This window comes from Muriicola sp. SD30 (genome assembly GCF_041205185.1).
Classification (GTDB): domain Bacteria; phylum Bacteroidota; class Bacteroidia; order Flavobacteriales; family Flavobacteriaceae; genus Muriicola.
Genome location: NZ_JBGEWB010000004.1, coordinates 404219 through 430809 on the forward strand (window position 1 = coordinate 404219; position 26591 = coordinate 430809).

The 26591-nt window shown below is 42.6% G+C and carries 23 protein-coding genes and 1 other RNA gene; 16 read left to right on the top strand and 8 right to left on the bottom strand.

Annotated features, from left to right (window positions below; all coding sequences use genetic code 11):
• Positions 1-33: 33 nt before the first annotated feature.
• Positions 34-852 (top strand): 3-methyl-2-oxobutanoate hydroxymethyltransferase, encoded by an 819-nt coding sequence (gene panB, locus AB8P51_RS14355; RefSeq protein WP_369749554.1) that lies wholly within the window; start codon positions 34-36, stop codon positions 850-852.
• Positions 853-907: 55 nt separating this feature from the next.
• Positions 908-1609: an RluA family pseudouridine synthase gene (locus AB8P51_RS14360; protein WP_369749555.1), complete on the top strand. Its 702-nt coding sequence runs from the start codon at positions 908-910 to the stop codon at positions 1607-1609.
• Positions 1610-1620: 11 nt separating this feature from the next.
• On the opposite strand, the gene AB8P51_RS14365 is transcribed toward AB8P51_RS14360, so the two are convergent.
• Positions 1621-3165, bottom strand: a complete 1545-nt coding sequence (locus AB8P51_RS14365) for a hypothetical protein (protein ID WP_369749556.1) — start codon at positions 3163-3165, stop codon at positions 1621-1623.
• 146 nt (positions 3166-3311) lie between these two features.
• Here AB8P51_RS14365 and AB8P51_RS14370 point away from each other — a divergent pair, with 146 nt between their 5' ends.
• The gene (locus tag AB8P51_RS14370) at positions 3312-4484 is read left to right on the top strand and encodes a 2-isopropylmalate synthase (protein WP_369749557.1); all 1173 of its coding nucleotides are present in this window, start codon (positions 3312-3314) and stop codon (positions 4482-4484) included.
• Positions 4485-4486: 2 nt separating this feature from the next.
• Positions 4487-5605, top strand: a complete 1119-nt coding sequence (gene leuB, locus AB8P51_RS14375) for a 3-isopropylmalate dehydrogenase (protein ID WP_369749558.1) — start codon at positions 4487-4489, stop codon at positions 5603-5605.
• A gap of 53 nt (positions 5606-5658) precedes the next feature.
• On the opposite strand, the gene AB8P51_RS14380 is transcribed toward leuB, so the two are convergent.
• Positions 5659-6879, bottom strand: a complete 1221-nt coding sequence (locus tag AB8P51_RS14380) for a peroxiredoxin family protein (protein WP_369749560.1) — start codon at positions 6877-6879, stop codon at positions 5659-5661.
• A gap of 129 nt (positions 6880-7008) precedes the next feature.
• On the opposite strand from AB8P51_RS14380, the gene pheT reads away from it, so the two are divergent.
• Positions 7009-9432, top strand: coding sequence for a phenylalanine--tRNA ligase subunit beta (gene pheT / locus AB8P51_RS14385; RefSeq protein ID WP_369749561.1), 2424 nt, complete (start codon positions 7009-7011; stop codon positions 9430-9432).
• A 5-nt stretch (positions 9433-9437) separates the two neighbouring features.
• Here the strand turns inward: pheT and AB8P51_RS14390 are convergent, their stop codons facing one another.
• Positions 9438-9980, bottom strand: a complete 543-nt coding sequence (locus tag AB8P51_RS14390; protein ID WP_369749562.1) for a fasciclin domain-containing protein — start codon at positions 9978-9980, stop codon at positions 9438-9440.
• A 199-nt stretch (positions 9981-10179) separates the two neighbouring features.
• Between AB8P51_RS14390 and AB8P51_RS14395 the strand changes: the two genes are divergently transcribed.
• Entirely contained in the window at positions 10180-10899 is a 720-nt protein-coding gene (locus AB8P51_RS14395; RefSeq protein WP_369749563.1) for a hypothetical protein, read from the top strand.
• Positions 10900-10959: 60 nt separating this feature from the next.
• On the opposite strand, the gene AB8P51_RS14400 is transcribed toward AB8P51_RS14395, so the two are convergent.
• Entirely contained in the window at positions 10960-12588 is a 1629-nt protein-coding gene (locus AB8P51_RS14400) for an ABC-F family ATP-binding cassette domain-containing protein (protein ID WP_369749564.1), read from the bottom strand.
• A gap of 166 nt (positions 12589-12754) precedes the next feature.
• Here AB8P51_RS14400 and AB8P51_RS14405 point away from each other — a divergent pair, with 166 nt between their 5' ends.
• A complete protein-coding gene (locus AB8P51_RS14405; RefSeq protein WP_369749566.1) occupies positions 12755-14137 on the top strand; it encodes a TlpA family protein disulfide reductase in 1383 nt (460 codons plus the stop codon).
• 29 nt (positions 14138-14166) lie between these two features.
• Here AB8P51_RS14405 and fsa read toward each other — a convergent pair whose 3' ends face one another.
• The 3 genes from fsa to ffs form a co-directional block, all read right to left on the bottom strand.
• Positions 14167-14820, bottom strand: a complete 654-nt coding sequence (gene fsa / locus AB8P51_RS14410; protein WP_369749567.1) for a fructose-6-phosphate aldolase — start codon at positions 14818-14820, stop codon at positions 14167-14169.
• 57 nt (positions 14821-14877) lie between these two features.
• Positions 14878-15687, bottom strand: a complete 810-nt coding sequence (locus tag AB8P51_RS14415; RefSeq protein WP_369749568.1) for an SDR family oxidoreductase — start codon at positions 15685-15687, stop codon at positions 14878-14880.
• 88 nt (positions 15688-15775) lie between these two features.
• Positions 15776-15874: signal recognition particle sRNA small type (gene ffs, locus AB8P51_RS14420), an RNA gene on the bottom strand.
• Between the two features lie 89 nt (positions 15875-15963).
• Between ffs and AB8P51_RS14425 the strand changes: the two genes are divergently transcribed.
• The 8 genes from AB8P51_RS14425 to AB8P51_RS14460 all read left to right on the top strand — a co-directional run bounded on the left by AB8P51_RS14425 (position 15964) and on the right by AB8P51_RS14460 (position 23797).
• Complete coding sequence (locus tag AB8P51_RS14425) at positions 15964-17013, top strand: glutaminyl-peptide cyclotransferase (protein WP_369749569.1); 1050 nt, start codon at positions 15964-15966, stop codon at positions 17011-17013.
• Positions 17014-17415, top strand: a complete 402-nt coding sequence (locus tag AB8P51_RS14430) for an acyl-CoA thioesterase (RefSeq protein ID WP_369749570.1) — start codon at positions 17014-17016, stop codon at positions 17413-17415.
• A gap of 9 nt (positions 17416-17424) precedes the next feature.
• On the top strand, positions 17425-18957 hold the full coding sequence (locus AB8P51_RS14435; RefSeq protein WP_369749571.1) for a hypothetical protein: 1533 nt from the start codon (positions 17425-17427) through the stop codon (positions 18955-18957).
• A gap of 158 nt (positions 18958-19115) precedes the next feature.
• Complete coding sequence (locus AB8P51_RS14440; protein ID WP_369749572.1) at positions 19116-19847, top strand: LytR/AlgR family response regulator transcription factor; 732 nt, start codon at positions 19116-19118, stop codon at positions 19845-19847.
• A gap of 131 nt (positions 19848-19978) precedes the next feature.
• Positions 19979-20125: a hypothetical protein gene (locus AB8P51_RS14445; protein ID WP_369749573.1), complete on the top strand. Its 147-nt coding sequence runs from the start codon at positions 19979-19981 to the stop codon at positions 20123-20125.
• Between the two features lie 85 nt (positions 20126-20210).
• Entirely contained in the window at positions 20211-22301 is a 2091-nt protein-coding gene (locus AB8P51_RS14450) for a tetratricopeptide repeat protein (RefSeq protein WP_369749574.1), read from the top strand.
• Positions 22302-22313: 12 nt separating this feature from the next.
• Positions 22314-22982 carry a response regulator gene (locus tag AB8P51_RS14455; RefSeq protein WP_369749575.1) on the top strand — a complete coding sequence of 223 codons (669 nt, stop codon included), beginning with the start codon at positions 22314-22316 and terminating at the stop codon, positions 22980-22982.
• A 149-nt stretch (positions 22983-23131) separates the two neighbouring features.
• Positions 23132-23797, top strand: a complete 666-nt coding sequence (locus AB8P51_RS14460; RefSeq protein ID WP_369749576.1) for a hypothetical protein — start codon at positions 23132-23134, stop codon at positions 23795-23797.
• On the opposite strand, the gene glyA is transcribed toward AB8P51_RS14460, so the two are convergent.
• Positions 23777-25069 (bottom strand): serine hydroxymethyltransferase, encoded by a 1293-nt coding sequence (glyA, locus tag AB8P51_RS14465; protein ID WP_369749577.1) that lies wholly within the window; start codon positions 25067-25069, stop codon positions 23777-23779. The two genes, AB8P51_RS14460 and glyA, sit on opposite strands and share 21 nt — an antisense overlap.
• 112 nt (positions 25070-25181) lie before the next feature.
• On the opposite strand from glyA, the gene fahA reads away from it, so the two are divergent.
• Positions 25182-26462 carry a fumarylacetoacetase gene (gene fahA, locus AB8P51_RS14470; RefSeq protein ID WP_369749578.1) on the top strand — a complete coding sequence of 427 codons (1281 nt, stop codon included), beginning with the start codon at positions 25182-25184 and terminating at the stop codon, positions 26460-26462.
• Positions 26463-26591: the final 129 nt, after the last annotated feature.

Here is a 26591-nt window from a genome sequence, read left to right on the forward strand (position 1 = left end):
TTCTCCTTACATTTATCGCGCAAACGAACTACTATGTCAGTCGCTAAGAAAGAGTATAAAAGAGTTACTGTTAAGTCCCTGGTGGATATGAAAAAGCAGGGGGAGAAAATTTCCATGCTTACCGCTTATGATTATTCCATGGCCAAAATTGTCGATGCTGCCAAGGTAGATGTCATTCTCGTTGGGGATTCGGCCAGCAATGTGATGGCAGGGCACGAGACGACCCTACCTATAACTTTAGACCAGATGATCTACCATGCCTCCTCGGTGATCAGGGCGGTTCACAGAGCTCTGGTTGTTGTAGACCTACCCTTCGGAAGTTATCAGAGTGATCCTAAGGAGGCCCTGCGCTCGGCCATCAGAATTATGAAGGAAAGCGGGGCACATGCAGTTAAATTAGAGGGAGGTATTGAAATCAAAGAATCAGTGAAACGAATCCTCAATGCAGGGATTCCCGTGATGGGCCATCTCGGTTTAACACCACAGTCGATTTATAAATTTGGCACTTATACCGTTAGGGCTAAAGAAAAAGATGAGGCCGCCAAGTTAATAGAGGATGCCAAACTGCTCGAAAAAATGGGATGTTTTGCTATTGTCCTTGAAAAGATCCCGGCAGCCCTTACCAAGAAAGTATCTGAAAGTATTTCCATTCCCACAATAGGGATTGGCGGGGGGAGACATGCAGACGGACAGGTGCTGGTCATTCATGACCTATTGGGGATGACACACGAATTTAATCCCAGGTTTTTAAGAAGGTATATGAATCTTTACGATGAAATGAGCGAGGCTATTTCCAATTATGTGAAAGATGTTAAAACCCTTGATTTTCCCAGTGAGGAAGAGCAATATTAAAGTCCCTTTCGAAAGCCGCGTTTTACTACCAGAAACCTCGTAAAGTCGATACAATTTGTCTGCAGATAAAATCACCTCCAATGCTGCCAACCTCCAGGTCATCTACGAGGACAATCACCTTATTGCCGTAAACAAACGGGTTGGAGATATTGTACAGGGAGACAAAACGGGAGATCGTCCTCTCAGTGAACACGTAAAGGAATATATCAAAAGAAAATACAACAAGCCGGGAGAAGTCTTCCTGGGAGTGATCCACAGGCTCGACCGGCCTACAAGCGGGGTTGTGGTTTTCGCAAGGACCTCAAAAGCCCTGTCGAGAATGAACAAGCTTTTTGCAGATAAGGAAACCGAAAAGATCTATTGGGCGATAGTTAAAAACCAACCAAAAAATAAGAAGGGTACTCTCGTAAACTGGTTAAAGAGGAACCACAAACAAAATAAATCCTATGCCTACCCTTCTGAAATCCCGGATAGTAAAAGGGCTGAACTCGATTATCTTGTCTTAAAAGAACTAGACAGGTATACGCTACTTGAAATAAATCTGAAAACCGGTCGGCACCACCAGATTAGGGCACAGCTTGCAGCCATTGGCTGTCCGATAAAGGGAGATCTTAAGTACGGGTTTGACCGCAGCAATCCCGATGGTGGCATACACCTTCATGCCCGAAAACTGAGTTTTAATCATCCCGTAAAAAAAGAACCGTTGAGCCTGATAGCGGCACCTCCTACAGACCCGCTCTGGAATGCATGTCTTTAAAAGAATTATTGTTATCGAAGTGCTTTGAGAGCCTTCTCACGGATGACCTCTGCCACCGGTTTATTCTGCAAATGGCTCTCGAGCCAGGAAAGGATATCCAGATAAAGAAAGGCCCGTTTTTCGTAAGGGTGATTTTCAAGGGGTTTAAGTCGGTCGTATAACTTCTGAAACTCGGCCCTGAGTTCGTTGGGATAGATCGATCCCAGACTACGTAAAAATTTGATCATCTCTTTTTGCACTTCGTGCAGGTCGTTCATCTTCAAGAGGAACTTATAGGTACTTTTTAGCTGTATCTCGAGGTGGTAATCCATTCCGGCTTCATAATGTGCAACCAGACTCAGCACCCGCGCAAAACACATGAGATCTTCCCTCATCTTCAGGTTCTTGTTACTGATGATTTTCTTTAAGTAGACGATACAGTTTTTGTTATCCCCCACCCCGAAATACAGGCAGGCGATCTTGTAATAAAACACCATAATGTGGTGTTCGTCAATCCGATCCCTGTGTTTATTGATGCCGTACTCAATGATCCTTACAAGGTAAAGCCCTTTCTCAAAAGTTCCTTTAAGAAAATGGAGGTTTAGTTTATTGGCATTGATATACAGAAAGCTCAGGGAAGCAATATTATCATTTGCCGGAAAGTCCTTCTTGGCTACCGTTTTTTCCAAATTTGCCAGAACTTTCTCAAACTGAGAGGCGTATTTCACATAAAAGAGCGATTCTAACAAATAGTGATTCCCTTTGAGAAAAAATACGGGGTTTAAGGCAATCATTTCCTTGTGGTCATAAAAGAGGTCGACCCACTTACTGGCGTACTTATAACAGGATAAAAAATCCTGAATCAGGAAACTATACCAAAGATGTGCCTTGTACAACCAAAGTTTCTCACGAAATCCCAGATCATCGAGATTGTATTCAGGCAGGTGCGCATCGAAGTACTCCTTTACCCGCCTAAGATCTTCCTCATTCCTTACATAACCTACCTTCAGCATCATCCCATAGAGTTGAAGGGAAAGATTAGACAACTTGCTGGTCATCACATTCTGCTCAGAAAGCATTTTTGCCTGTATGGCCAGCTCATCGGCTCTGTCTGGGATACTCCTGGTAATGTATTGTGTCTCAATAATCTTCTCCAGTTCTACGATTTCATAAGCGATATTCTTTTCTTCATTATCGATGGCTGTCGATTTAACCTTGTCTAATATCTTAAGGCTTTGCTTGTAAAGGCCCTTCTGATACAAGATGGTTGCAAAATCGAGCTGCTCCCTGATTTGCACCCTGATATTCTGGTTAACCGGGTTTAGGCGAAGACTTACCAGTATTTGTCTGTAAAGGTGTGCCTTGAGATTAGACAACTGTGCTTTTTTGACGATACCACTGCCCAGGATAACACTTTCATCATAGTTTTTCATCTTGTCCATCAGATTGAACAAGGCCAGGAATTTGGCATCGGTATTGACCCCGAGTCGCCCCACATACAATTTAAATTGCCGCTTCTCAGATTTGGAAAGTGATTTAACTAAAACGAATAAGGCGTCCTTATTGACATTTGTCATCGTAAAATGATATGCTTATCTCCTTGATTATCAATATGTTAAATACTTTAAAAAGTATATTAACGTTGTAAATGCCTCACAACCACGCAATTGGTCTGGGTCGGTTGTAATACATTCGTTATGGTGAGTAAAATTAAGTAATTATAATGAGCAAAGATAAAGTATACATTTTTGACACTACACTTCGTGATGGAGAGCAGGTCCCCGGCTGTAAGCTGGATACAAAACAAAAACTGGTCATCGCCGAAAGGCTCGATACCCTGGGGGTGGATGTGATTGAAGCCGGCTTCCCTATTTCCAGTCCGGGCGACTTCACCTCGGTCAATGAGATTGCCAAGCTTGTCAGGAATGCAACGGTATGCGGACTTACCCGATCCGTAAAAAAGGATATAGAAGTGGCTGCTGAAGCATTAAAGCATGCCAAAAAACCCAGAATCCATACGGGAATTGGCACTTCAGATTCGCATATCAAATACAAATTCAACTCCACCAGAGAAAAAATCCTAGAAAGGGCCGTTGATGCAGTAAGATACGCCAAGAGTTTTGTTGAGGATGTTGAGTTTTATGCTGAGGATGCTGGAAGGACCGATAACGAATTTCTGGCCAGGGTTTGCGAAGAAGTGATCAAGGCCGGAGCAACGGTGCTAAATATTCCGGATACAACCGGGTACTGTCTTCCTGAGGAATACGGCGCCAAAATGAAATATCTCCATGAAAATGTCGAAGGGATTGACAAGGCTATACTTTCATGTCATTGTCACAACGACCTGGGTCTGGCTACTGCCAATTCTATTTCCGGCGTGATTAACGGAGCCCGGCAGATTGAGTGTACTATCAACGGAATTGGGGAACGAGCGGGTAACACTTCCCTGGAAGAGGTGGTCATGATTCTGAGGCAACATCCCTATCTCAATCTGGATACGGGTATAAACAGTAAGCTCCTTTATGATACCAGCCTTATGGTCTCTGAAAAAATGGGAATGCCTGTACAACCTAACAAGGCCATTGTAGGTTCAAATGCCTTTGCGCACAGCTCCGGTATCCATCAGGATGGGGTGATCAAAAAGAGGGAAACTTATGAAATCATGGATCCTACGGATGTAGGGGTAGATCATTCGTCTATTGTTTTAACCGCCAGAAGCGGTAGAGCAGCTCTTGCCTACAGGGCTAAGAACATTGGGTATGAACTCACTAAAGTCCAACTCGATGTCATTTATGAACACTTCTTGAAGTTTGCGGACAGGAAAAAGGAAATTATCGATGAGGATATCCACCAGATCATCGATAAGGCCAATATCAACATTGAAAGTATCGCCTGACTATGAAACTTAAAATCGCCCTGCTTCCCGGGGACGGCATCGGCCCCGAGGTAACTGCCCAGGCCGTAAAATGCCTGCAGGCCGTTGAGGAGACCTTCGGCCATGAATTTGAGTACACGGAGGCGCTTGTAGGTGCAGCCGCAATGGACAAATCGGGTGACCCTCTGCCTGAGAAAACACTTGCCCTCTGCAAAAAATCAGATGCCGTACTCTTCGGGGCCATCGGTGATCCCAAATACGATAATGACCCCACAGCGAAAGTCAGACCCGAACAGGGACTACTGAGGCTAAGAAAAGAACTGGGGCTATTTTGCAATATCAGGCCTATTAAGGTTTTTCCGACGCTTACAGACAAATCCCCCCTGAAGAAAAAGGTGATAACCGGAACAGATTTTGTGATTTACCGGGAACTTACCAGTGGAATCTACTTCGGGGATAAATCGCTTAGCGAAGATGGCACCATCGCTACTGACAGCTGTACTTATACTGAAAGCGAAGTGAGCCGTATTGCCCACCTGGCATTTAAAGCTGCCAAAAGCAGAAGAAAAAAAATAACACTCGTAGACAAGGCAAACGTCCTGGAGTCTAGTCGACTTTGGAGGCGTGTGGTTACAAAAATCGGGGAGAGTTATCCTGAGGTGAAACTCGATTGTATGTTTATAGACAACGCAGCGATGCAACTGGTCTTAAAACCGTCACAATTTGATGTGATCTTAACCGAAAACATGTTTGGCGACATACTTTCTGATGAGGGAAGCGCTGTGGGAGGCTCCATTGGTTTATTACCTTCTGCCTCCATCGGGGAAAGTACAGCTCTGTTTGAGCCCGTACATGGATCGTATCCACAGGCTAAAGGGAAAGATATTGCCAATCCTGTGGCCTCAATCCTGTCAGCTGCAATGTTACTCGACCATTTTAAGTTGGATGAAGAATCAAGAGCTATAGTTATAGCGGTCCTTACATCAATTAAAAAAGGAATTGTCTCACCAGACCTTAATACGTCGAGTAAATATGGAACAAATCACATTGGAGATTTTATCTCGGAAAATATCAGAGATTCCGAAGATTATCTTATCCTGAATAAAGAAAATATCTGGTTGGGAAAATCAACCATTATTTAATTACTTTTTTTTACAGCCACCATGGGGCTCTTCTTAACCGAAGGGCCCTTTTTTTATTCTAGTAGTAACTGCTGTACGAATTCGTCAAACTCATTCTTAAAAGTAACATACTTCTCTCCTGTTGCCGGTCCGTTGAACCCTGTATGGATCTTCCTGACCTTTCCCTTTTTATCTATAATAACAGTAGTTGGGTAAGACAGGACATGATTTAACATAGGCAGCTTTTGATTGGCAGTTGATTTGTCCGAACTTCCGTATTGAGCCAGAACCACAGGGTAGGGAATATTAAGGCGTTCTTTTAATCGCTCAATGCCCCGGAAGGCCCTTTCCTCGGTTTTTGCATATTCAAAGGCGAGGGCAATTACCTCTAGGTTTTCATCAGGATTATTCTTCAGATATTCAATTAGAAACTTGGTTTCATCAAGGCAATTCGGACACCAGGTGCCCATGATCTGAAGTATGACCACTTTCCCCTGGAACTCAGGATCTTCAGGAGATATGAAGTTACCTTCCGTGTCGGGAAAGGAAAAGGACACTTTTTCATACCCTTCATTTAAGTAGGTAAGCGAATCCTCATCCGGCAATTCAAAGGATTGGTTGCGGAAGGCTTCAAAAGGTTCCTGAAAATGATTTCCGGAATAAAAGACACCATTCATTGCACTGTCCGTGACTTTTGCTAGGAAGAGGAATACATGTGCCCCGTCAAAAGTGGACAATTTGAGAGAATCTCCCTGAATAGTACCTTCCAGATATCTGTAATCGCCGGTAGTTGTCCTGAAAGTACCTTTGACTTTGCCATTCTCCTGCTGAAAAATTCCTTTGGCCATATAGGCATCATCGGATTCCTTGCTGAATTCTGCCTCCCATATTCCCTGTATATTGGCAGAAGGTGACTTGTTACCCTTAAAGCGCAGGCTGTCTCCATAGATTGCTTTAAATGGAACCCTGCGGTCCAGGTCTTCCTTGACAAATTCACCGACCATCGTATCCGATGTATAGGTTGCCGTAAAAAAGCCGTCGAAAACAGGCATGTTTACCCTGATGGAATCTCCTTTTAATTCAATATCATCGATTAATAAAACTTCTTCAGCATTGTAAACCTCCATTATATAACTTCCTTCCTCCCTGCTCAGGGAAAAGTTAAAAGGAAGTTGATGTTGATCCATTACCTCCATCTCCCCTCTCCAGATACCTACACTTAATTCAACTTCTTTTTTCTCTTTGCAGCCTAAGGCTGTAAGAATACAGAGGAATACCAGAATCTTCTTTTGCATGATTTTCAGTTAAGTTGCAAATATCGAAATAATGGAGAAAACAAATTTTGCAAAAATCGTGATGAAAGAGTCGTTCTGCTTTGAATGTGAACCCCCATTGTTTTATCTTTGAACGCTTAAGGAACGTCCATGCAAATTTCTTATAACTGGTTAAAACAATTCCTTCAGCTCGATTGGGAGCCGACCAGGGTTGCAGAACTTCTTACAGATTTGGGATTAGAAGTAGAAGGCATAGCCGATTTTGAATCGATTCCCGGCGGCCTTAAAGGCGTGGTTGTAGGTCATGTGACCGACTGTATTAAACATCCTAACGCCGATAAGCTTAAACTCACTACCGTTGACATCGGCAACAATACCCCCCTAAAGATTGTATGCGGAGCGCCTAATGTGGCAAAAGGACAAAAGGTCCCGGTTGCAACTATAGGGACCACGCTGCATATGAACAACGGGGAATCCCTAAAGATTAAAAAAGGGAAAATCCGCGGGGAAGTGAGTGAAGGAATGATATGTGCAGAAGATGAACTGGGTCTTGGGGAGGATCACGAAGGAATAATGATCCTGGAAGACTCCATAGAACCGGGGACGGCCTTATCAGAATTGTTTGAAATTGAGAATGACCAAGTCTTTGAAATTGGTCTGACACCTAACAGGGCTGATGCTATGAGTCATTTCGGTGTTGCCAGGGATCTGAAAGCCGGCCTACAGCAGCAGGGAATTAAAAAAGAAATGCTTACTCCCTCCCTGAGTAATTTCAGTGTAGCCAACAGGTCCTTGAAAATTGCGGTATCCGTGAAGGATCCCAGTCTCGCTCCCCGATATGCCGGAGTCACCATAAGTAATCTAATTGTACAACCTTCTCCCAACTGGCTTAAAAATCGCCTCAGGGCAATCGGACTCAAGCCGATAAACAATGTGGTGGACGCAACTAACTATGTCTTGCATGAGCTTGGACAGCCACTCCATGCATTTGACGCCAACCGTATTTTTGGGAAAGAGATTATAGTCCAGACCGTCAAAACCGGCACAAGATTTATGACCCTCGACGGGGAAGAGCGAATCCTGCATGAAGATGACCTGATGATTTGTGATGGGGAAAAGCCCATGTGTATAGCAGGTATATTCGGAGGCATCAATACAGGCGTAACCGAGAGCACAAAAGCTATTTTCCTTGAAAGTGCATATTTTGATCCGGTATCCATCCGGAAAACCGCCAAACGTCACGGATTAAATACAGATGCCTCTTTCAGGTTTGAAAGGGGTATAGATATCAATAATGTTGAATACGCTCTGCAAAGGGCTGCTTTGTTGATCTGCGAACTCACCGGAGGTGAGATCACTTCAGATGTGGTCGACCTGTATCCCAAAAAGAAGGAAGACAATCAGGTTTTCCTCACCTTTGAAAAGATCAACAAACTGATCGGCCAGGAAATCCCGAAGGATGTGATTAAATCAATCCTGACTTCCCTCGATATCAAAATAAAAAATATAACCGAATCGGGATTAGGGCTGGTCATTCCTTTTTATAGAATAGACGTTACCCGGGAAGTGGATGTCATTGAAGAAATTCTCAGGGTTTTTGGATATAACAATATCAACTTCGACCCCAAGCTCCATGCCTCTGTTGCTACCTCCTCACGATTTGAGGACTATATCCTGCAAAATCATGCAGGAGATCTGCTTGCTGCACAAGGATTTTATGAAATCCTCTCTAACAGCCTAACCAATCCCGAATACTCGGAATCGCTGAACGGCGATAATTCGCCTGGAGTTAAAATATTAAATCCGCTAAGTTCGGATTTGTCTGTCTTGAGACCGTCCATGCTCTTTTCGGCTCTGGAAGCTGCCTCCTATAATATCAATAGGAAGCGTCAGCATCTGAAGCTTTTCGAATTTGGTAAAACATATCATAGAGGATCTGACGGATATGAGGAAGACCGTCACCTTTCGCTATTGATAACCGGAGACAGGATGGCAGAAAGCTGGACAAGTCCGTCGAAGCCTACCGACTTCTATTATCTTAAATCCGTAGTAGAACTCATCCTCAATAAAATGGGTATTGATAAATGCCGATCTACCTCAACACCTGATCCATTATTCAGTGAGGGCTTAGAATTAATAAAGGATAAAACCTCTTTAGTACATCTTGGACTTGTCAGTAAAAAACTATTGAAGCGCTTTGACATCAGCCAACAAATATTATTTGCCGATTTCAATTGGGAAGCCATTTGTACCCTCGCAGCTAAACAAAAGATTGTTTACAACCCCATTCCTAAATACCCTTCTGTAAGACGAGATTTTGCGCTTTTACTCGATGAAGCGATCCCCTTTAGTGAACTTGAAGAAATTGCATTTAAGACTGAAAAAAAGTTGTTAAAGGACCTCTCGCTTTTCGACGTATACACCGGGGACAAACTACCTCAGGGAAAAAAGTCCTACGCCGTTAGTTTTACACTTCAGGACAATACAAAGACGCTGACAGATAAACAGATTGACAAGATCATGAACAAGATGAAGTCGGCCTATGAACAAGAATTGGGGGCCGAATTACGGTAAATAAATTACAAGGCCTTAGGTAGGATTATGCTATCAATGGTATGTATAATCCCATTACACTGATCGGAGTCGGCTATCGTAATCCTGGCTTTATTACCCAAGCCGTCTGAGAGGACAATATCTACTCCCTCAATCGAAGCTTTTATCTTTTTCCCCTGAACGGTAGTAAAAGTTGCATTTCCATTTCCCTTCACCATGGCATTAAGGATTTTAGAGGCCGAAAGTGATCCTGCCACCATAAAATAGGTAAGTATTTCCTTAAGTTGCTTGTTGTTTTCAGGGCGCATGAGATGCGCAATTTTATCGGATGAGAGTTTTTTAAAAGCCCGGTCGGAGGGTGCAAAGATGGTAAATGGTGCATCTCCATCAAGAAGGATATCCAAATCGGCGGCTTTTAAGGCTGAAGTAAGGGTAATATAATCCCCCGATTCTACAGCAGTGGTGTAGATCGTTTTCTTGAAATCGGAATAATCGTCTGTGGCCTGAGCAATTCCCAATGCCGGAAGCACAAAGAAAACCCAAAGCCCAATTGTTAATAAAGGCTTCATTCTCATAGTTGGTTCTTATCACCGAATCGACGAACGGTAACAAAAGATCGACAATATACATTTTTAGTTTAGCAAATACGTGACCGGGTATTGACCTTAATCGAAATTAACATAATATTAACATAGGTCGATTGGGGAAAGAGGGTTGCCTGAAGTAGTCTTAATATGTACTTTTGTGAAAATTGCTAAAAGGAAAAGAATGTTATTACCAAGAACGAATATCGAGGAAAAACTTACCCTCGAGACGCGCAGGGTTGGGATTCAGGAGGATCTCATCGAAGCCGTCAATCAATTTCTCAAAGAAGACACCGCCAAAGAAGAGCAAATTCAAAAGCGTTTGGAAGGATCGCGGAAAGGCGTGGAAAATCGCTTTTGCTTTGACCTTCTCGAAACGGACAAAATCTATCATCTGGATCAGATAAAGAAGATCTGCATAGATTACCGGCTGCGTTTTCTCGATTCAAAATACTTCAAAGGTGAAATTCCTCAGGAGGGGATATCAAAAATAAAGGCACTTGAAAAAGATCATATGATTTCCATTGAGGGCTTTAAAATAGTAGCGCCATCAAAACTATTCCGCTTAGAAGACAAAGACGACCCCTTATTATTTGCCCCTATCGGCAACGGTTATTACTATTTAATTCATCGTTGGGGAAATGACCTGCATCCACTGAGAAAACTAATGGCCTGGCCGTTTAAAAATATAGTAAACCTCAGCATGCTGGTTTTGCTGATTTCTTTTTTTGCCACTCAGCTGGTGCCTGAAGGACTCTTTTCAAAAAGCAGTACTCAGGCTGAATTCTGGATTATCTTTTTCTTCATGTTTAAGTCGATTGCATCCGTGGTAATATTCTACGGCTTTGCTCTGGGGAAAAATTTTAATCCTGCGATCTGGAACAGTAAGTATTTTAACGCTTAAGATGTTTATTGATTAAAAAAAAGTATTCTTTCGAATGCTTTTTTTATGCCCGGAAATTATCTAGGCCGGGACGCTGTACATTTTTTCCCGCAACTCCTTGATGCTCTTATCCGACATATAATCATCAAAGCTCAGATAACGATCAATAGTTTGCTTGGGAGTAAGTTCCACTATCCTGTTAGCTACTGTTTGGGCAAATTGGTGATCGTGGGTAGTAAAAAGTACCGTCCCTTTAAAGTTCTTAAGCGAATTGTTAAATGCTGTAATACTCTCCAGGTCCAAATGGTTGGTTGGTTCGTCCAGCATCAATACATTGGCTCTGAGTAACATCATCCTGCTCAACATGCACCTTACCTTCTCTCCCCCTGATAATACCGTGCATTTTTTCAGAGCTTCTTCTCCACTGAACAACATTTTACCGAGAAACCCCCGGAGGTATACTTCTTCTTTTTCCTCTTCGGTTTTAGCCCATTGCCTCAGCCAATCAACCAGGTTAATATTTTGCTCAAAAAATGAGGAGTTATCGGCAGGCAGGTACGATTGTGTAGTCGTTACCCCCCATTGATATTTCCCCGATTCTGGCTTTCTGTTCCCATTGATGATTTCATAAAATGCCGTGGTTGCCCTTGAATCTCTTGAGATGACGGCAACTTTGTCTCCTTTTGCAAGGTTTAAATTGAGTTTGTCAAATAGCAATGCTCCATCCTCGCTCCTGGCCGACATCCCATCTATGTTAAGGATTTGATCCCCGGCTTCCCGCTCACGGTCAAAAATAATGGCAGGATATCTTCTTGAAGAAGGCTTGATGTCCTCAATTTTTAGTTTTTCGAGCATCTTTTTCCGGGAGGTTGCCTGCTTACTCTTCGCTACATTGGCACTAAAGCGCATGATAAACTCCTGTAATTCCTTGGCTTTCTCTTCTGCCTTCTTATTTTGTTGGGCCCTTTGGCGTGCTGCAAGCTGACTGCTTTCGTACCAGAATGTATAGTTACCGGAGTAGAGATTGAGTTTTCCAAAATCGATATCCACAACATGCGTACAAACCGCATCCAGGAAGTGACGGTCATGCGATACTACAATCACGGTATTCTCATAATTGGCAAGGAAGTTTTCGAGCCATTCAATGGTTTCATAATCGAGATCATTGGTAGGTTCATCCATTACCAGTACATCAGGAGAACCAAAAAGTGCCTGCGCAAGTAAAACCCTCACCTTCAATTTGGCATCGAGATCCGACATTTCCGTATAGTGAAATTCCTCGCGTATACCCAGATTCGATAAAAGGGCCGCAGCATCACTATCTGCATTCCAGCCGTTCATTTCTTCAAAAGTCACCTGCAACTCCCCTATCCGCTCGGCATTTTCATCAGAATAATCGGCATACAAAGCATCTATCTCCTTTTTGATCTCAAATAATGGTTTGTTTCCCATAACCACCGTCTCCAGAACCGTATTACCGTCGTAGGCATTGTGATCCTGTTCCAGTACAGACATTCGCTTTCCGTGCTCGAGGTGAACATGTCCCGAAGTAGGATCGACCGTACCGGACAGGATTTTCAGGAAAGTGGATTTGCCGGCACCGTTAGCGCCGATAACCCCATAACAATTTCCCTGAGTAAAGCTTACATTGACTTCATCAAATAAAATTCGTTTACCGAATTGTACAGATAAGTTAGAAACAGATAGCATAGCGATTCTTTAAAATTTTTGCAAAAGTAGTTAAAATATGACCGATGGAACAAGAGAAAGGCTTTATCTGCACCGGACTAAATAGATTTAAGAATTTTTAACGCCCCCTTAACAAGGCTCGCGTTCGGCATTTCTTAGCTTTGTTACGGTTATTTAGTGGCCGTATATGAATAGACTTTTACTTCTTTCGACCCTCGTATTTCTTACATGGAGTTGCCAGCAGAATAAAGGCAACGCCAACCGGGTCATTTTTGCAGGGGAGATTGTTAATCCAACCAGTGACCAGGTGGTCCTCTTTAAAGGAGAACAGGCGCTTGATACAGCTGTCCTAGATGAAGATAACCGATTCTCATTTTCCCTCGACTCTGTAGTTGAAGGCCTTCATCACTTTGTTCACCGCCCCGAATCACAGTATATTTATCTTGAAAAAGGCGATAGCCTCCAAATTAGGTTAAATACTTCAGATTTTGACGAATCCCTTGTTTTCTCAGGCCAAGGTGAAGAAATTAACAACTTTATACTGGAAATGTTCCTGAGCAGGGAAGAAGAGGAAGAAATGGTTCAATCCTTCTACCAACTTGAACCCTCCGATTTCCAGGTGAAGATTGATTCACTTCGCGATTCCAAGCTTGATTTATTTGAGCAAATTCAGACCGAGTTCAATTTATCTCCAAAAGCTTCTGATCTGGCCAAAGCTTTCATTGTGTACAGTTCGAATATCTCCATGGAAGCCTATCCATTTTATCACAGAAGAAGAAGTGGAGAAGGTATTATGCACGAACTGCCAAAAACTTTTTATGACTATCGGAAAAATGTCAATTACAATAATGGCGACTACATCTATCTGAGGCCCTATTACAACTTTATGAAGTATCATATGGGGAATCTGGCTTTCAATCATTGTAAGCAGCACTGCCCGGATGATTTGGACAAGGCGAGCAGGCAATTGCATTTCAATCAGCATAAATTACACCTTATTGACAGCCTGATCACTCAGAAGGAACTGCGCGATAATCTCTTCAGAAGCGTGGCAATTGATTATCTGTTGAAGCATGAGAACGAAGAGAATACTGTAAAATTTATCGAGAGCTTCAAGAAGTTCTCTGAAAACAACGCTCACAACGAAGAAATTTACACTTTATACCAGGGAATTCTCAAGATGCAGCCTTCAAAGGCATTGCCCTCATTCAAGGTTTACTCTTTTGAGGACAAAGAACTCGAGCTTTCAGAAATTAAATCAGGTCAAACAGTAGTGTTTTACTTTTGGTCAGGTTCAGAACCAGGACATTTCCGGAATATCATGAAACGAGTTTCTGAGCTGAAAACCGAGTATCCCAATCACCGCTTTGTAGGTCTCAACATGAAAACTGATAAGGCCAACTGGAAAAATATGGTTAAAACAAGTGGTCTGGATCCTTCAGAACAATTCTGGACAGAAGATTATGACGAAACGGTCCACACCCTAATTGTTTATAATCCCAATAAAGCGATTATTGCAAAAGATGGCAAGATTGTAGATGCTTTCGCCCATATCTTCCGATCTTTTTGATTGAGTACTGCAGAGAATCTCCGTTCCCTTTAATTCCCTTTTTTGTAGTCGGCAAGAAATTTCTCCAACCCGATATCCGTCAAAGGATGTTTTAAAAGTCCCTCTATAGAAGACAAAGGACCGGTCATGACGTCTGCTCCCAGTTTTGCACAATCAATTACATGCATTGTGTGCCTTATCGATGCCGCAAGGATCTGAGTTGGAAAGGCGTAATTGTCATATATCAGTCTGATTTCCGCAATCAGGTTGAGTCCGTCTGTGGAAATATCATCTAATCGTCCTAAAAAAGGCGATACGTAGGTAGCGCCTGCCTTTGCGGCCAATAAAGCTTGTCCCGGAGAGAAAACCAAGGTGCAATTGGTTCTTATTCCTTTATCTGCAAAATACTTGAGGGCTTTAACACCATCTCTGATCATTGGTACCTTCACCACGATCTGTTCGTGCAGATCAGCCAGCTCCTCCCCTTCTTTTACCATTCCCTTAAAATCCGTTGCGATCACCTCAGCCGAAACATCACCACTTACAATATTGCAAATATCGACATAGTGCTTCAGGATGTTGTTTCTCCCGGTAATCCCCTCTTTGGCCATGAGTGAGGGATTGGTGGTAACCCCATCTAAAACGCCCAATTCCTGAGCATCTCTGATCTGGTCTAAATTCGCTGTATCGATAAAGAATTTCATAAGTTCTGATTTTGATTAAATGTATGAATATCTGCATTCATAGGATGCCCTGCAAAACTACAATTTATAATGATTTCGCAACAGCTTCTCATAAACTTTCCCGGGAAGTATCCTTTTTAAAATTACGGAAAATCGCTGCATGGGGCTCCCGACTTTATAATGAATCTTAGGAGAGGTTTTCCTGATGATCTTATAAACTTTTTCGGCAACCTCCATCGGATTCCCTGCCTGGTCTACGTCTTCATTGATCATTCGCAGAGTAGCACCGTATGCTTCGTAATAGGGAGATTGTTTTTGAAGGGGGGCGTGATACCTGCCTGCGGCGATATTTGTTTTAAAATCTCCGGGAGCAAGGGTACATATCCGGATTCCAAATTCTCTGGTCTCCAAACGAAGTGCTTCCGTGGCGATGTCGAGGGCTCCTTTACTAGCCGAATAAATTCCCCGGTAAGGAAGTCCCATTTTTCCTGCTATGGATGTAATATTAATAACTGTTCCTCCCTGTTGTTTTCTCATTACAGGCAGAACAGCTTTGGTCATATTCAAGGGGCCAATAAAGTTGGTTTCAAAGGCATGGAGAATAGCATCATTGGGCGTTTCTTCAATGGCGCCTGTGATCCCTACGCCAGCATTGTTGATAAGAATGTCCAGAGCACCTTCTTTTTGCAACAGGAGGTCAAGGGCATTTTGGATGGTATCGGGCTTTGTGACATCGAGTTCCAGCAATTCAAAATCCTCAAAATTCTGCTGTTTACTTAAATTACGGGTAGTGCCGAATACGCTGAATCCTTTTCCTTTCAGGTAATTTCCTATGGCCCTCCCAATGCCGGAAGAACCACCAGTTACCAAAACCACTTTGTTATTCATAGGTGTTGCAAAGAAACAAATAATAAGCAGCCAGCCCAAAAACAGCCAGATCTTAGTTGGTCCGACATTGTTCACTACAGGGTACAAAAAAAGGCAAGCTACCTACATCGCACCGCTACGACCGTATACCCTTGCTGCGTTCCCACCCTGGGGGATTCTACAGGAGCTGGTCGTGTAGGACTTGCCTCATGCAAATATACAACCTTTTAAATTTGAGACAATCGTTTTAGAATCTTAAATTAATGGGGTAACTTGCTTTAAAATCTACTCTTGGCTATGAATTTCATTAAGTTCTTCATCCTTAATGGGTTGTTGTTATTTTTTATGAGTTGCGGGGGTGAAAAGGATCCCGCTAAAATGTTTTCCCTCCAACTGAAAAAGAACGGGAAATCCTATATCGCAACGGACACTATCAGACCATTTGTTAAAAACAAAAAAGAGTTAGCTGTAGAGGATCTTACATTTACACTAGCCGGACAAGAATTACAATCGGTTGACGAGGGTTGGGTCCTGAATGCAGAGAAATTAGGGGTTCAAAAACTCACAGCTCATTTTCTATCAGACGGCAAGCCTCTGGAAGTTAGCAGAGATATAAAAATCCTGGCTCCGGCAAGCCCTCAGCTTTATACCTATACTATTATAAATGAATTTCCGCACGATATTACCTCCTTTACCCAGGGACTTGAGTTCTATCGTGATACCCTATACGAAAGTACAGGATCCGGAGGTGGGGCAAAATCATATGTTCGAAAGATCAATTACAAGACCGGGGAGGTTCTTCAACAGGTAAACCTTGAACCTCAATACTTCGGAGAAGGAATTACACTTTTAAACGATAGACTATATCAACTGACCTGGCAGCATAATGTCGGTTTTATCTATGATGCGTCCTCTCTTGAACGCCTTGATAAATTTCAATACGGCAAAAGTAGGGAAGGATGGGGTATGTGTAACGATGGGAAGCATCTCTATAAAAGCGATGGCACCGAACGGATCTGGCTGCTCAACCCTGAAACCTTGACAGAGGAAGATCATATTCAGATCGTGACAAATAAATCAATATTTAACAAAGCCAACGAACTCGAATACGTCAATGGCAAAATCTACGCTAACGTCTGGCAGAAAGAGAGTATGATGATCATTGATGCCAAAAGCGGAGCAATTGAAGGAGTGGTCAATTTAGGAGGACTCCGGGAAAAGGTGGCTCAGCATCCCAAACTGGATGTACTGAACGGAATTGCGTATCATCCTGAACGCAAGACTTTCTTTATCACCGGAAAGAATTGGGATAAACTTTTTGAGATCACCCTCCAAAAAAAAGAATAGATGATCTTTGAAATGACCAGAAAAGTTGGGGAGGAAGATCTGGATGATCTAGACCACGTTAACAATGTGCGTTATGTACAGTGGATCCAGGATATCTCAAAAGCACATTGGGAATCCAGGGCTCCTGAATCCATGAGGAATAATGTGATCTGGGTGGTAAAGCAGCACATGATCCAATATAAGAATTCGGCCAAATTAGGAGATACTGTGGTGATGCAGACCTATATTGATCATTCAGCCGGGGCTATTTCCACCAGGGTAGTCGAGATGTTTGATAAAGCTACTGAGCTTCCCTTATTGAAATCCGAAACCCAATGGTGTTTGATAAATAGTAAAACACTTAAACCCATGCGAATTCCTGATGAAATCCGTTCAGTGTTTATTCAAAAAGCTAATTCCTGAATCGTGTCGATGCGTTTTTTACTCGTTTCCCTGGTCCTGGTTGGTTGCCTGTCTTGGCTGAGTTCCTGCAGGAAGGACTTCGATTATGCCCCAAGTAGTGGACAGCTGCAATTCTCTAAAGACACGGTTTTCCTGGATACTATCTTCAGTAATATTGGGAGCAGTACCTACAGCCTGAAGGTTTACAACCGGTCTAAAGAAGACATTGAAATCCCCAGTATTCGCCTGGCGGAGGGCGCCAGTAGCCAGTATCGCCTCAATGTAGACGGGCAGGCAGGCCAGAGTTTTCAGAACATACCTCTTTTTGCTCGGGACAGCCTGTATATCTTTATAGAAACTACCTATGATATCCCCCCTTCCTCTCCCGATGAATTCCTTTATGTAGACCATATTCTTTTTGATGCGGGTGTAAATGAACAAAGCATTCCTTTGGTGACCTTAGTTAAGGAGGCTGTTTTTCTCTATCCCTCTACCTTCTCAGATGGAAGCAAAGAGACCTTGTTGCTGGGACTTGATGAGGAGGGCAATGAATTGAGGATTGAAGGCTTTGTCCTGGAGGATGATGAACTCGATTTTACTGCAGACCTGCCCTATGTGATTTATGGTTATGCCGCCGTGGGAGCTAATAAAGTACTCACAATGGATGCGGGAACAAGGGTGTTTTTTCATGAAAATTCCGGGATTCTCGTGGGAACCGGAGGTAGTATCCAAATCAATGGAACGCTAAGTGAAGATCCTGAACTTCTCGAAAATGAAGTGATCTTTGAAGGAGACCGATTGGAACCTGAGTTTGCAGAAGTGCCCGGGCAATGGGGCACACTGTGGCTGGCACCAGGAAGCATGGATAATCAAATATCCTATCTCACTGTGAGAAATGCAACCGTCGGGATTCTTGTAGAAGGAAATCCTCAGGCGTCACCATCCACCCTGGACATAAGCAATACCCAGATCTACAATTCTTCAGTCGTAAATCTTTGGGGAAGGAATACATCAATCAACGGGGAAAACCTTGTCTTAGGCAATGCCGGGACACACAGCCTGTTCTGCCAGAAGGGCGGGACCTACAATTTCCTCCACTCCACTATTGCCAATTACTGGAGCAATGGATTCCGGACAGGACCGGCCCTTAAGATTACTAGTTTTGAAACGGATGAAGTCGGCAATCAGACCGGGGCAAATCTGAACCAGGCCAATTTCCTCAATTGTATTGTAGACGGCAATACTGCCAGGGAACTTAGTTTAGATGCCTTGGCGGGGTTCGACTTTAATTTCTTTTTCTCTCATACCCTATTGAAATTCTCAGACAGTGGAGGTCAGTTTACAAATGACCCGCTTTACGATTTTACAAATACATCCCTGTACGACAATCTATTTTTAAATTCTGACACAGAATTTACCGATCCCTTCAGGAATAATTTCACCCTTCAACCGACCTCAACAGCACTTGGAAAGGGAGACGTCAATACGGCGCTTTTAGTGCCCCTGGATCTTCTCGGAAAAGACAGAACAGGAGATCCTGCACTGGGGGCCTATCAACAGTAAAACTAATCTGAATTTCAGTCATTTATCATAATTTGTAGGAATATTCTTTCTTTTGAATTGATTTTCAGTATATTAGCTACTAAAACCATAATTATTCTACGGGAAATCTATAGACCTATCTCACAGAGGTTTACTAATTTTCCCACAATCAAATGTCTATGGAGTATCGATACACCATAATTGATGCAGACGCCACTTCCAATTTGCAATTACAGCACTATCTGGAAGACCATGGTGACTTTATCTGTTTGGATCGGTCCAGGGACAGCCGGGAAGGAATTAATTCTATCCTGAAAAATCTTCCGGATCTGGTATTTATCAATCTGAATGACCTGGCCATGGACTACTTCCTCATGGTCTCTGAATTACACCAGTATATGAATGAGCTACCCCTGATTATCGGGATAGCAAAAAGCAAAGAATATGCTTACCATGCCATTAAAAATGGTTTTTACGATTACTGGTTGATGCCCTATAATGAACTGGATATCCGCAAAACGCTGCTTCGATTGAAAAAACAGCATCCTAAAGAAGTGAGTTCGCACACTATTTGCCTGAAGTCATATAAGGATTTTCATTATCTCGACACAGATGAGATCCTCTATTTGCAGGCTGATAATAATGCAACCGACTTTATTATGAAGGACGGGAGTGTTATCAGTGCGTTTAAAACACTCAAGACTTTTGAGCGTTCCTTACCCAAAAACTTTATCCGTATTCATCAGAGTTATATCCTGAACATGGACTATGTTTCAAGGATCAACTATGGGAAAAATATCTGTTCATTAAAATCTGGGAAAAAGCAATTGCCCTTCTCCAAGACGTATAAGGAGAATATAGACGGATTAAAAAAGGTATTGTCAAAAAACGCCATTTCCACCCTTAAATAATAAAATTCTTACAAAAACCACTCATTTCCTCACAGACCCCGGGGGTATACTAAAACTTTTGTTTTAAGGCAATAGACTATTCCGCTGGCGAATAGTTTAGTTGAAAATTAAACCTCTAAAACGAAACTCCGATGAAAAAATTAGCATGTATTTTTGCCATAGCCCTTTTTAGCGTATCTATGATTTCCTGCACTAACGACACCGCCGAAGACCAAAGCCTGTACGAAACTCAGGCAACTGACGGGAATACTGATAACGATACCGGTAGAGACGGATAGAACTATAACACTTACAATTTATGGAGTCTTACAACTTGTAAGACTCCTTTTTTTTATCTTGCCATGAAATTGTTCCTGCTTCAATATGCGACTTTTCTTAAAATCAACTCTTATTCTCCTGTCATTAGGTCTCCTTTCCTGCAATCAGGAGAATAACAAGTCGGGAAAGAATGATAATACTGTAACTGAAGATCGGATAACGGATTTGATCGAAGAGGCTAAATCCACGACAATCCCAAAAAGCCTTCGTGATTCCATATTAAAGGCAGTTTATGATGACGTTCAGAATATGCCTGAAGATACCGTTAAGGGGAAATATCTTTCAAAACTTTCATTAGCCTATTACAAGTTAAAAGATTCTATCAATTTTAAAAAAATGAACTCTATTGCGATTAGTTATGCAAAAGAGACAAAGGATTCCCTGCGATTAGCTGAAGGCTATTGGGACAGGGGAGCTTACTATAACTGGCCTTCAGTAGCCAAACGCGATAGCGCTTTTTACTATTTTAATGCTACTTTGAAAATTTATAGAGATCTAGAGGAAGATGTAAATGCTGCCCAGATATTAAGATCTATTGCCACTGTTCAAACCTCAGTACACGATAATACAGGCGCTATAGCTACACTAGTGGAAGCCATTGAACTGCTGAAACCAACGAATAATAATAAAAGGCTATATCAGGCTTATAATACTTTAGGGATTGCCGAAGGGGCCCTGAACAAATACGAAGATGCCATTAAACACTATACCTTAGCGGCAGAATACCTTTCAAAAACAGATTTAGATCCAATAAACAAATCTTCCCTAAATAATAATCTAGGTTTAGTTTATTTCGACTCAGGTGATTTTGAAAAAGCCAAAAGGGCCTTTCAGAATGCCCTGAACACAGATAGCCTTATGATTAAAAGGCCGGAATCATATGCCCGAACCCTGGGGAATCTTGCCCGGACAAACTTGGAATTGGGTGAAACCGCTACTGTGGAAAACGACCTGTACAGGGCACTTCATATCCGTGATAGTATAGGCGACCTGGAAGGGCTCTCCCTCAACTATTATCATTTAGCCCAATACTTTCAGCGAGTGGGAATCCTTCCTGATGCCTATGTCTATGCCACTAACGCCAGAGACCTCGCCAGGGAAATCAATAACAATCTCAGATACCTGGAAACTCTTCTGCTACTGGCTGAGCTCGATCCTGAAAATGCTGCAGCATACCAGGGGGAATACATTGCATTACGCGACAGTATGCAGATCGAGGAACGCAATATTCGCGACAAATTTGGGCTTATCAGATATGAAACTGCAGAGACTGAAGCAGAAAACATACAACTCTCCAGACAACGGCTCATATGGATTGGGATTGCAGTAGGAGTTGGACTCCTAGCCATCGCCCTTTTTATCATCGTGGATCAGCGTGTTAAAAACCAGCGCCTCCGGTTTCAGCAACAACAACAGGAAGCCAACCAGGAGATCTTTAACCTCATGCTGGCACAGAAGCAAAAGCTGGAAGAAGGAAAGCAAACCGAACAAAAGCGTATCTCAGAAGAACTGCACGACGGTATTCTCGGGGAAATGAATGGGGTGCGGATGATCCTCCTCGGGCTAAACAAAAAAGGAGATGAGGCAGCCGTTGCCCTCAGGGAACAGGCCATCGAAAAACTCAAGGAAGTACAGGAAGAGATCAGGGCTATCTCCCATGAACTCAACGATGCCTCCTATCAGAAATTCAACAATTTTATCAGCTCCATCGAAGACCTTCTAAAGAGCAGTTGCCAACCTGCAGGGATCGATTATCATTTTACCTATGATCAGGATCTCGACTGGGATAGTCTGCAGGGAATCACAAAAATTAATATTTATCGGATATTACAGGAAAGCCTTCAAAACTGCATAAAGCATGCCGATGCCTCCACAGTATATGTATCTTTCGAGATCAATGATTCTGATTTGGTAATTACCATCCAGGATAACGGGCGTGGATTTGATGCAGCAAAAGGTAAAAAAGGGATTGGGCACAAGAATATTAAATCGCGTGTAAACAAGATTAATGGCGAATGGCATCTGAAAAGTGCATTGGGCATAGGAACTACTGTTTTGGTGGAAATCCCACTGGAGCACATTTCGCCGGAAGCAAAAAAAGAAATATCTTTACCCAAGGACCTGCAGGAAGCATAAAATGAAGGGTTTATGAAAAAGGTTAGAATCTTAGCAGTTGACGATCATGAAATGACCACTCTGGGATATAAGTTTATTCTGGAAGACTCAGATTTTGAAGGATTCAAAGTCCAGATGGATACAGCTAAATCCTATGAAGAAGCCACAAAGAGAATAGAAGAAGCTGCCAAAGGGATTCCGTATGACATACTCCTTTTAGATATCCAACTCTCCAACCCTACAGATGGCCCGGCCAAGACGGGTGAAGACCTGGGAGTATTTGCCCGCGAGGTTTCTCCCGACTCGAAGATTGTCTTTATGTCTTCCTTCAGCGACAACTATCGAATTAACAGTATCATGCAGGCTGTTGATCCCGAAGGGTATATGGTGAAAACAGAGATAGATCAGAAATCCCTTCAGGCCATGGTAAATACCGTCCTGAATTCGCCCCCCTACTACACCCAGAAAGCCCTGGTAGCCATTCGTAAAAAGATGGCTCAGGACATATCCCTGGATGAAAACGATAAAAAAATCCTCTACCACCTATCCATAGGAACCAAAACCAAGGATATGGTAAAATTTATTTCACTCTCCTTACCCGGCATAGAAAACCGAAAAAGACAACTCAAGTCGCTCTTCGGTGTTGAAAAGCAGAATGATCAGGCACTAATTACCGCTTCCAGAAACAGAGGCTTTATCTAAATACTCTTGATCTTCAATGTTTTATTTAGAATAATTCGCATATAAACTACTCATTTATATAAAAACCATATAAATTCTATGGTTTTTATATAGTACACTACTAGGATTTAACATTAATTTTACATTAGGGTTTAAAAAAAGTAGTTGCTATGCCCCACAGACAAAGAAATACAAAGGTGTATTTCTCTTCTTGTAAGGAAGGGAAAAAGGAGGCACTTGGCCTGACTTCTCTTAAAAATCGACTCGAAAAAGACTATTTTTCCAATATTGAAATCAGTAACTCTACTGTTTGTTGCGAAGAAAACAACCTGGTCATAGAATTGTTCTGCCCTTTAAATCTGCATGAAGTTTTATACCATATCCAGCAAGGCACCTGGGGTTCTCACGGACCTCATTGGGTAAATAATGGCCTCACTCTGTTGAATCATCATATGCAAGAAATCAGGGCACTAAACGGAACTTTTATCGATGTGGAAGAACTTACATTCCAATTAAAAGATTGTACTATAGTGATTAAAAAGATCGCGCCCGAAAGTGTTGAACACCAGTTAGATACAATTCTTAGTGTATTGGCTGAGAACTATGTCTACCTTACCCGACATATGTCGATGACTCCAGTGGAAATATTTATCCCTGTTTACGAGGAAGTTGAATCGGAAAATGCCATGCTGCGTTATGTAGGACCCAATCAGATCGACGAAAAGGGGTATTACAATTACTGGGGACTCTACTTTGAATCTGATGAAGAAGCCCTTATCTACGATCTGAAAAGCAAAAATATTATTCGGGGCGACCTAAACCTGCTCAATCAGTAAAGAGCTGAACAAAGGCCTTTTTCTCATCATCGCATTTACATTTTCCTTCACCCTGGAGATAACATCTTCATTTTCCGGATTGCTGAGAACTTCGTCGATAAAGGAAACAATAATACCCATATCGTCTTCCTTAAGACCCCTGGTGGTTATTGCAGCAGTACCAAATCTGATCCCGGAAGTGACAAAAGGCGATTTGTCATCGAATGGGACCATATTTTTATTTGCCGTGATATCGGCCTGAACCAGTACTTTTTCCGCTTCCTTTCCTGTAATCCCTTTATTTCGAAGATCGATGAGCATTACGTGATTGTCTGTACCTCCGGAAATAATCTTGTAATCCCTGGCGACAAAAGCAGCTGCCATAGCGGCGGCATTCTTTTTCACCTGAATCATATAATGAAGGAATTCTTCAGTCAGGGCTTCTCCAAAAGCGATGGCCTTTGCTGCTATAATATGCTCCAAAGGTCCACCCTGGTTTCCGGGAAATACTGCCAGATCAATCAGGGAAGACATTTTTCTCAGGTTCCCATTTTTTAATCTTATGCCAAAAGGATTATCAAAATCCTGTCCCATTAGGATGAGTCCGCCCCTCGGACCCCGTAAAGTTTTATGAGTAGTGGTGGTCACAAAATGACAATGAGGAATCGGGTCATTGAGGATTCCCTTGGCAATTAAACCAGCCGGATGGGCAATATCTGCCAGTAAAAGGGCATCTACACTATCTGCTATTTCCCTAAATCTCTTAAAATCCATATCCCTGGAATAGGCCGAAGCCCCGGCTATAATGAGCTTTGGCTTTTCTTTGTCAGCGATTTCCTGGATTTTATCGTAATTGAGCATCCCGGTTGCTTCCTCCACTCCATAAAAAGTTGCCCGATACAATTTTCCTGAAAAATTAACCGGTGAACCATGAGTAAGATGACCTCCATGAGAGAGATCAAAACCCAGGATGGTATCCCCGGGCTGAAGACATGCCTGGAATACCGCAGCATTGGCCTGTGATCCCGAATGTGGTTGCACGTTGGCATAAACGGCACCAAACAGCTCCTTGGCCCTTTCTATGGCAATAGTCTCTACCTGGTCAACGATCTCACAGCCTCCGTAATATCGCTTCCCCGGGTAGCCCTCAGCATATTTATTGGTCAACACCGAACCGGCTGCCTCCATTACCTGTGGACTTGTAAAATTCTCTGATGCTATAAGCTCAATTCCATTGATCTGCCGCTCTTTTTCTGCAGCAATCAGTTCAAAAATTTGTGTATCCCTTTTCATTCCGGCTATTTTCTTTCTATTGAGGCGTAAAAGTACAAATTGCAGGACTTTAATGTCTAGAAAATAATATATTTGATCAGGATTTTATCAAACAGCAATTAACAATTTCGACATGCCTCTAAAAGCTAATAACCCATCCCTTTCGTCCTGGTTGCCGGTACCCGCCAATTCAGACTTCCCAATTCAGAATATTCCTTTTGGCGTATTCCTTACCAGGGATGATGTCATTACTATTGGTACGCGTATCGGAGACCACGCCATCGACCTGGGAGCCCTGCACCAACTTGGTTATTTTAAAGATATTCCCTTAACCGATGACATCTTTCTGCAGGACACCCTGAATGATTTTATATCAGATGGAAAAAAAACCTGGCGTTTGGTGCGAAACCGGATAAGCGAACTCTTTGAAAGTACAAATCAGGAGCTGCAGAAAAATAAAGATCATCAGAAGATTGTCCTTTTTACTATGGATGAAATAGAGATGCAATTACCTGTTCATATCGGGGATTACACTGATTTCTATTCCAGTAAGGAACACGCTACCAATGTAGGGAAAATGTTCAGGGATCCCGAGAATGCATTATTGCCCAATTGGCTGCATCTCCCTGTAGGTTATCACGGGAGAAGCTCAACCATTATCCCAAGCGGAACACCTATTCGCAGGCCCAATGGGCAAACCCTGCCTAAAGGGGCCGAAAAACCTGTATTTGGTCCCTCGCGATTGCTCGACTTCGAATTGGAGATGGCGTTTATCACTACCGATGCCAATGCTATGGGAGAGCCCATTTCGGTTGAGGAAGCTGAAGAATATATCTTTGGCCTGGTCTTATTTAACGATTGGAGTGCACGAGATCTGCAAAAATGGGAGTACGTACCCCTCGGGCCTTTCCTGGGGAAGAATTTTGCCTCTTCCATTTCGCCCTGGATTGTAACCCTCGACGCATTGGAGCCCTTTAGAGTAACCAGTCCTGAGCAGGATCCACAACCCCTGCCCTACCTCCGTCAAAAAGGCGATAAAAGTTTTGATATCAAACTGGAAGTGGAACTCAAAACCGAGGATGGATCTGTCACTACCCTTTGTAAGACAAATTTCAAGTATATGTACTGGACCATGGCCCAGCAGCTGGCACATCATACGGTTAATGGCTGTAAGGTCAATAGCGGGGATATGATGGGAAGTGGAACAATTTCAGGGCCTACGCCCGATTCTTTTGGGTCCATGCTGGAACTTTCCTGGCAGGGAACCAGGGAAATTAAACTTAATGACGGTAGTACCCGAAAATTCCTGAAAGACCACGACAGCGTTATCATGAAGGGGTATTGCTCCAGGGACGGAGTCCGAATTGGATTTGGAGAAGTTTCCACAAAAATAGTTCCTGCTCTCGACCTGTAAACTGCATAATTTATTAATTCTATTTAGGTATTTCATCGAAACTATACGATAAATCGACCTTTTTCGTTATGCTTTTGGAATATTTTGGCATGGCTCTTGGATATGCCAGTAAAACCAGAAAACGTAACG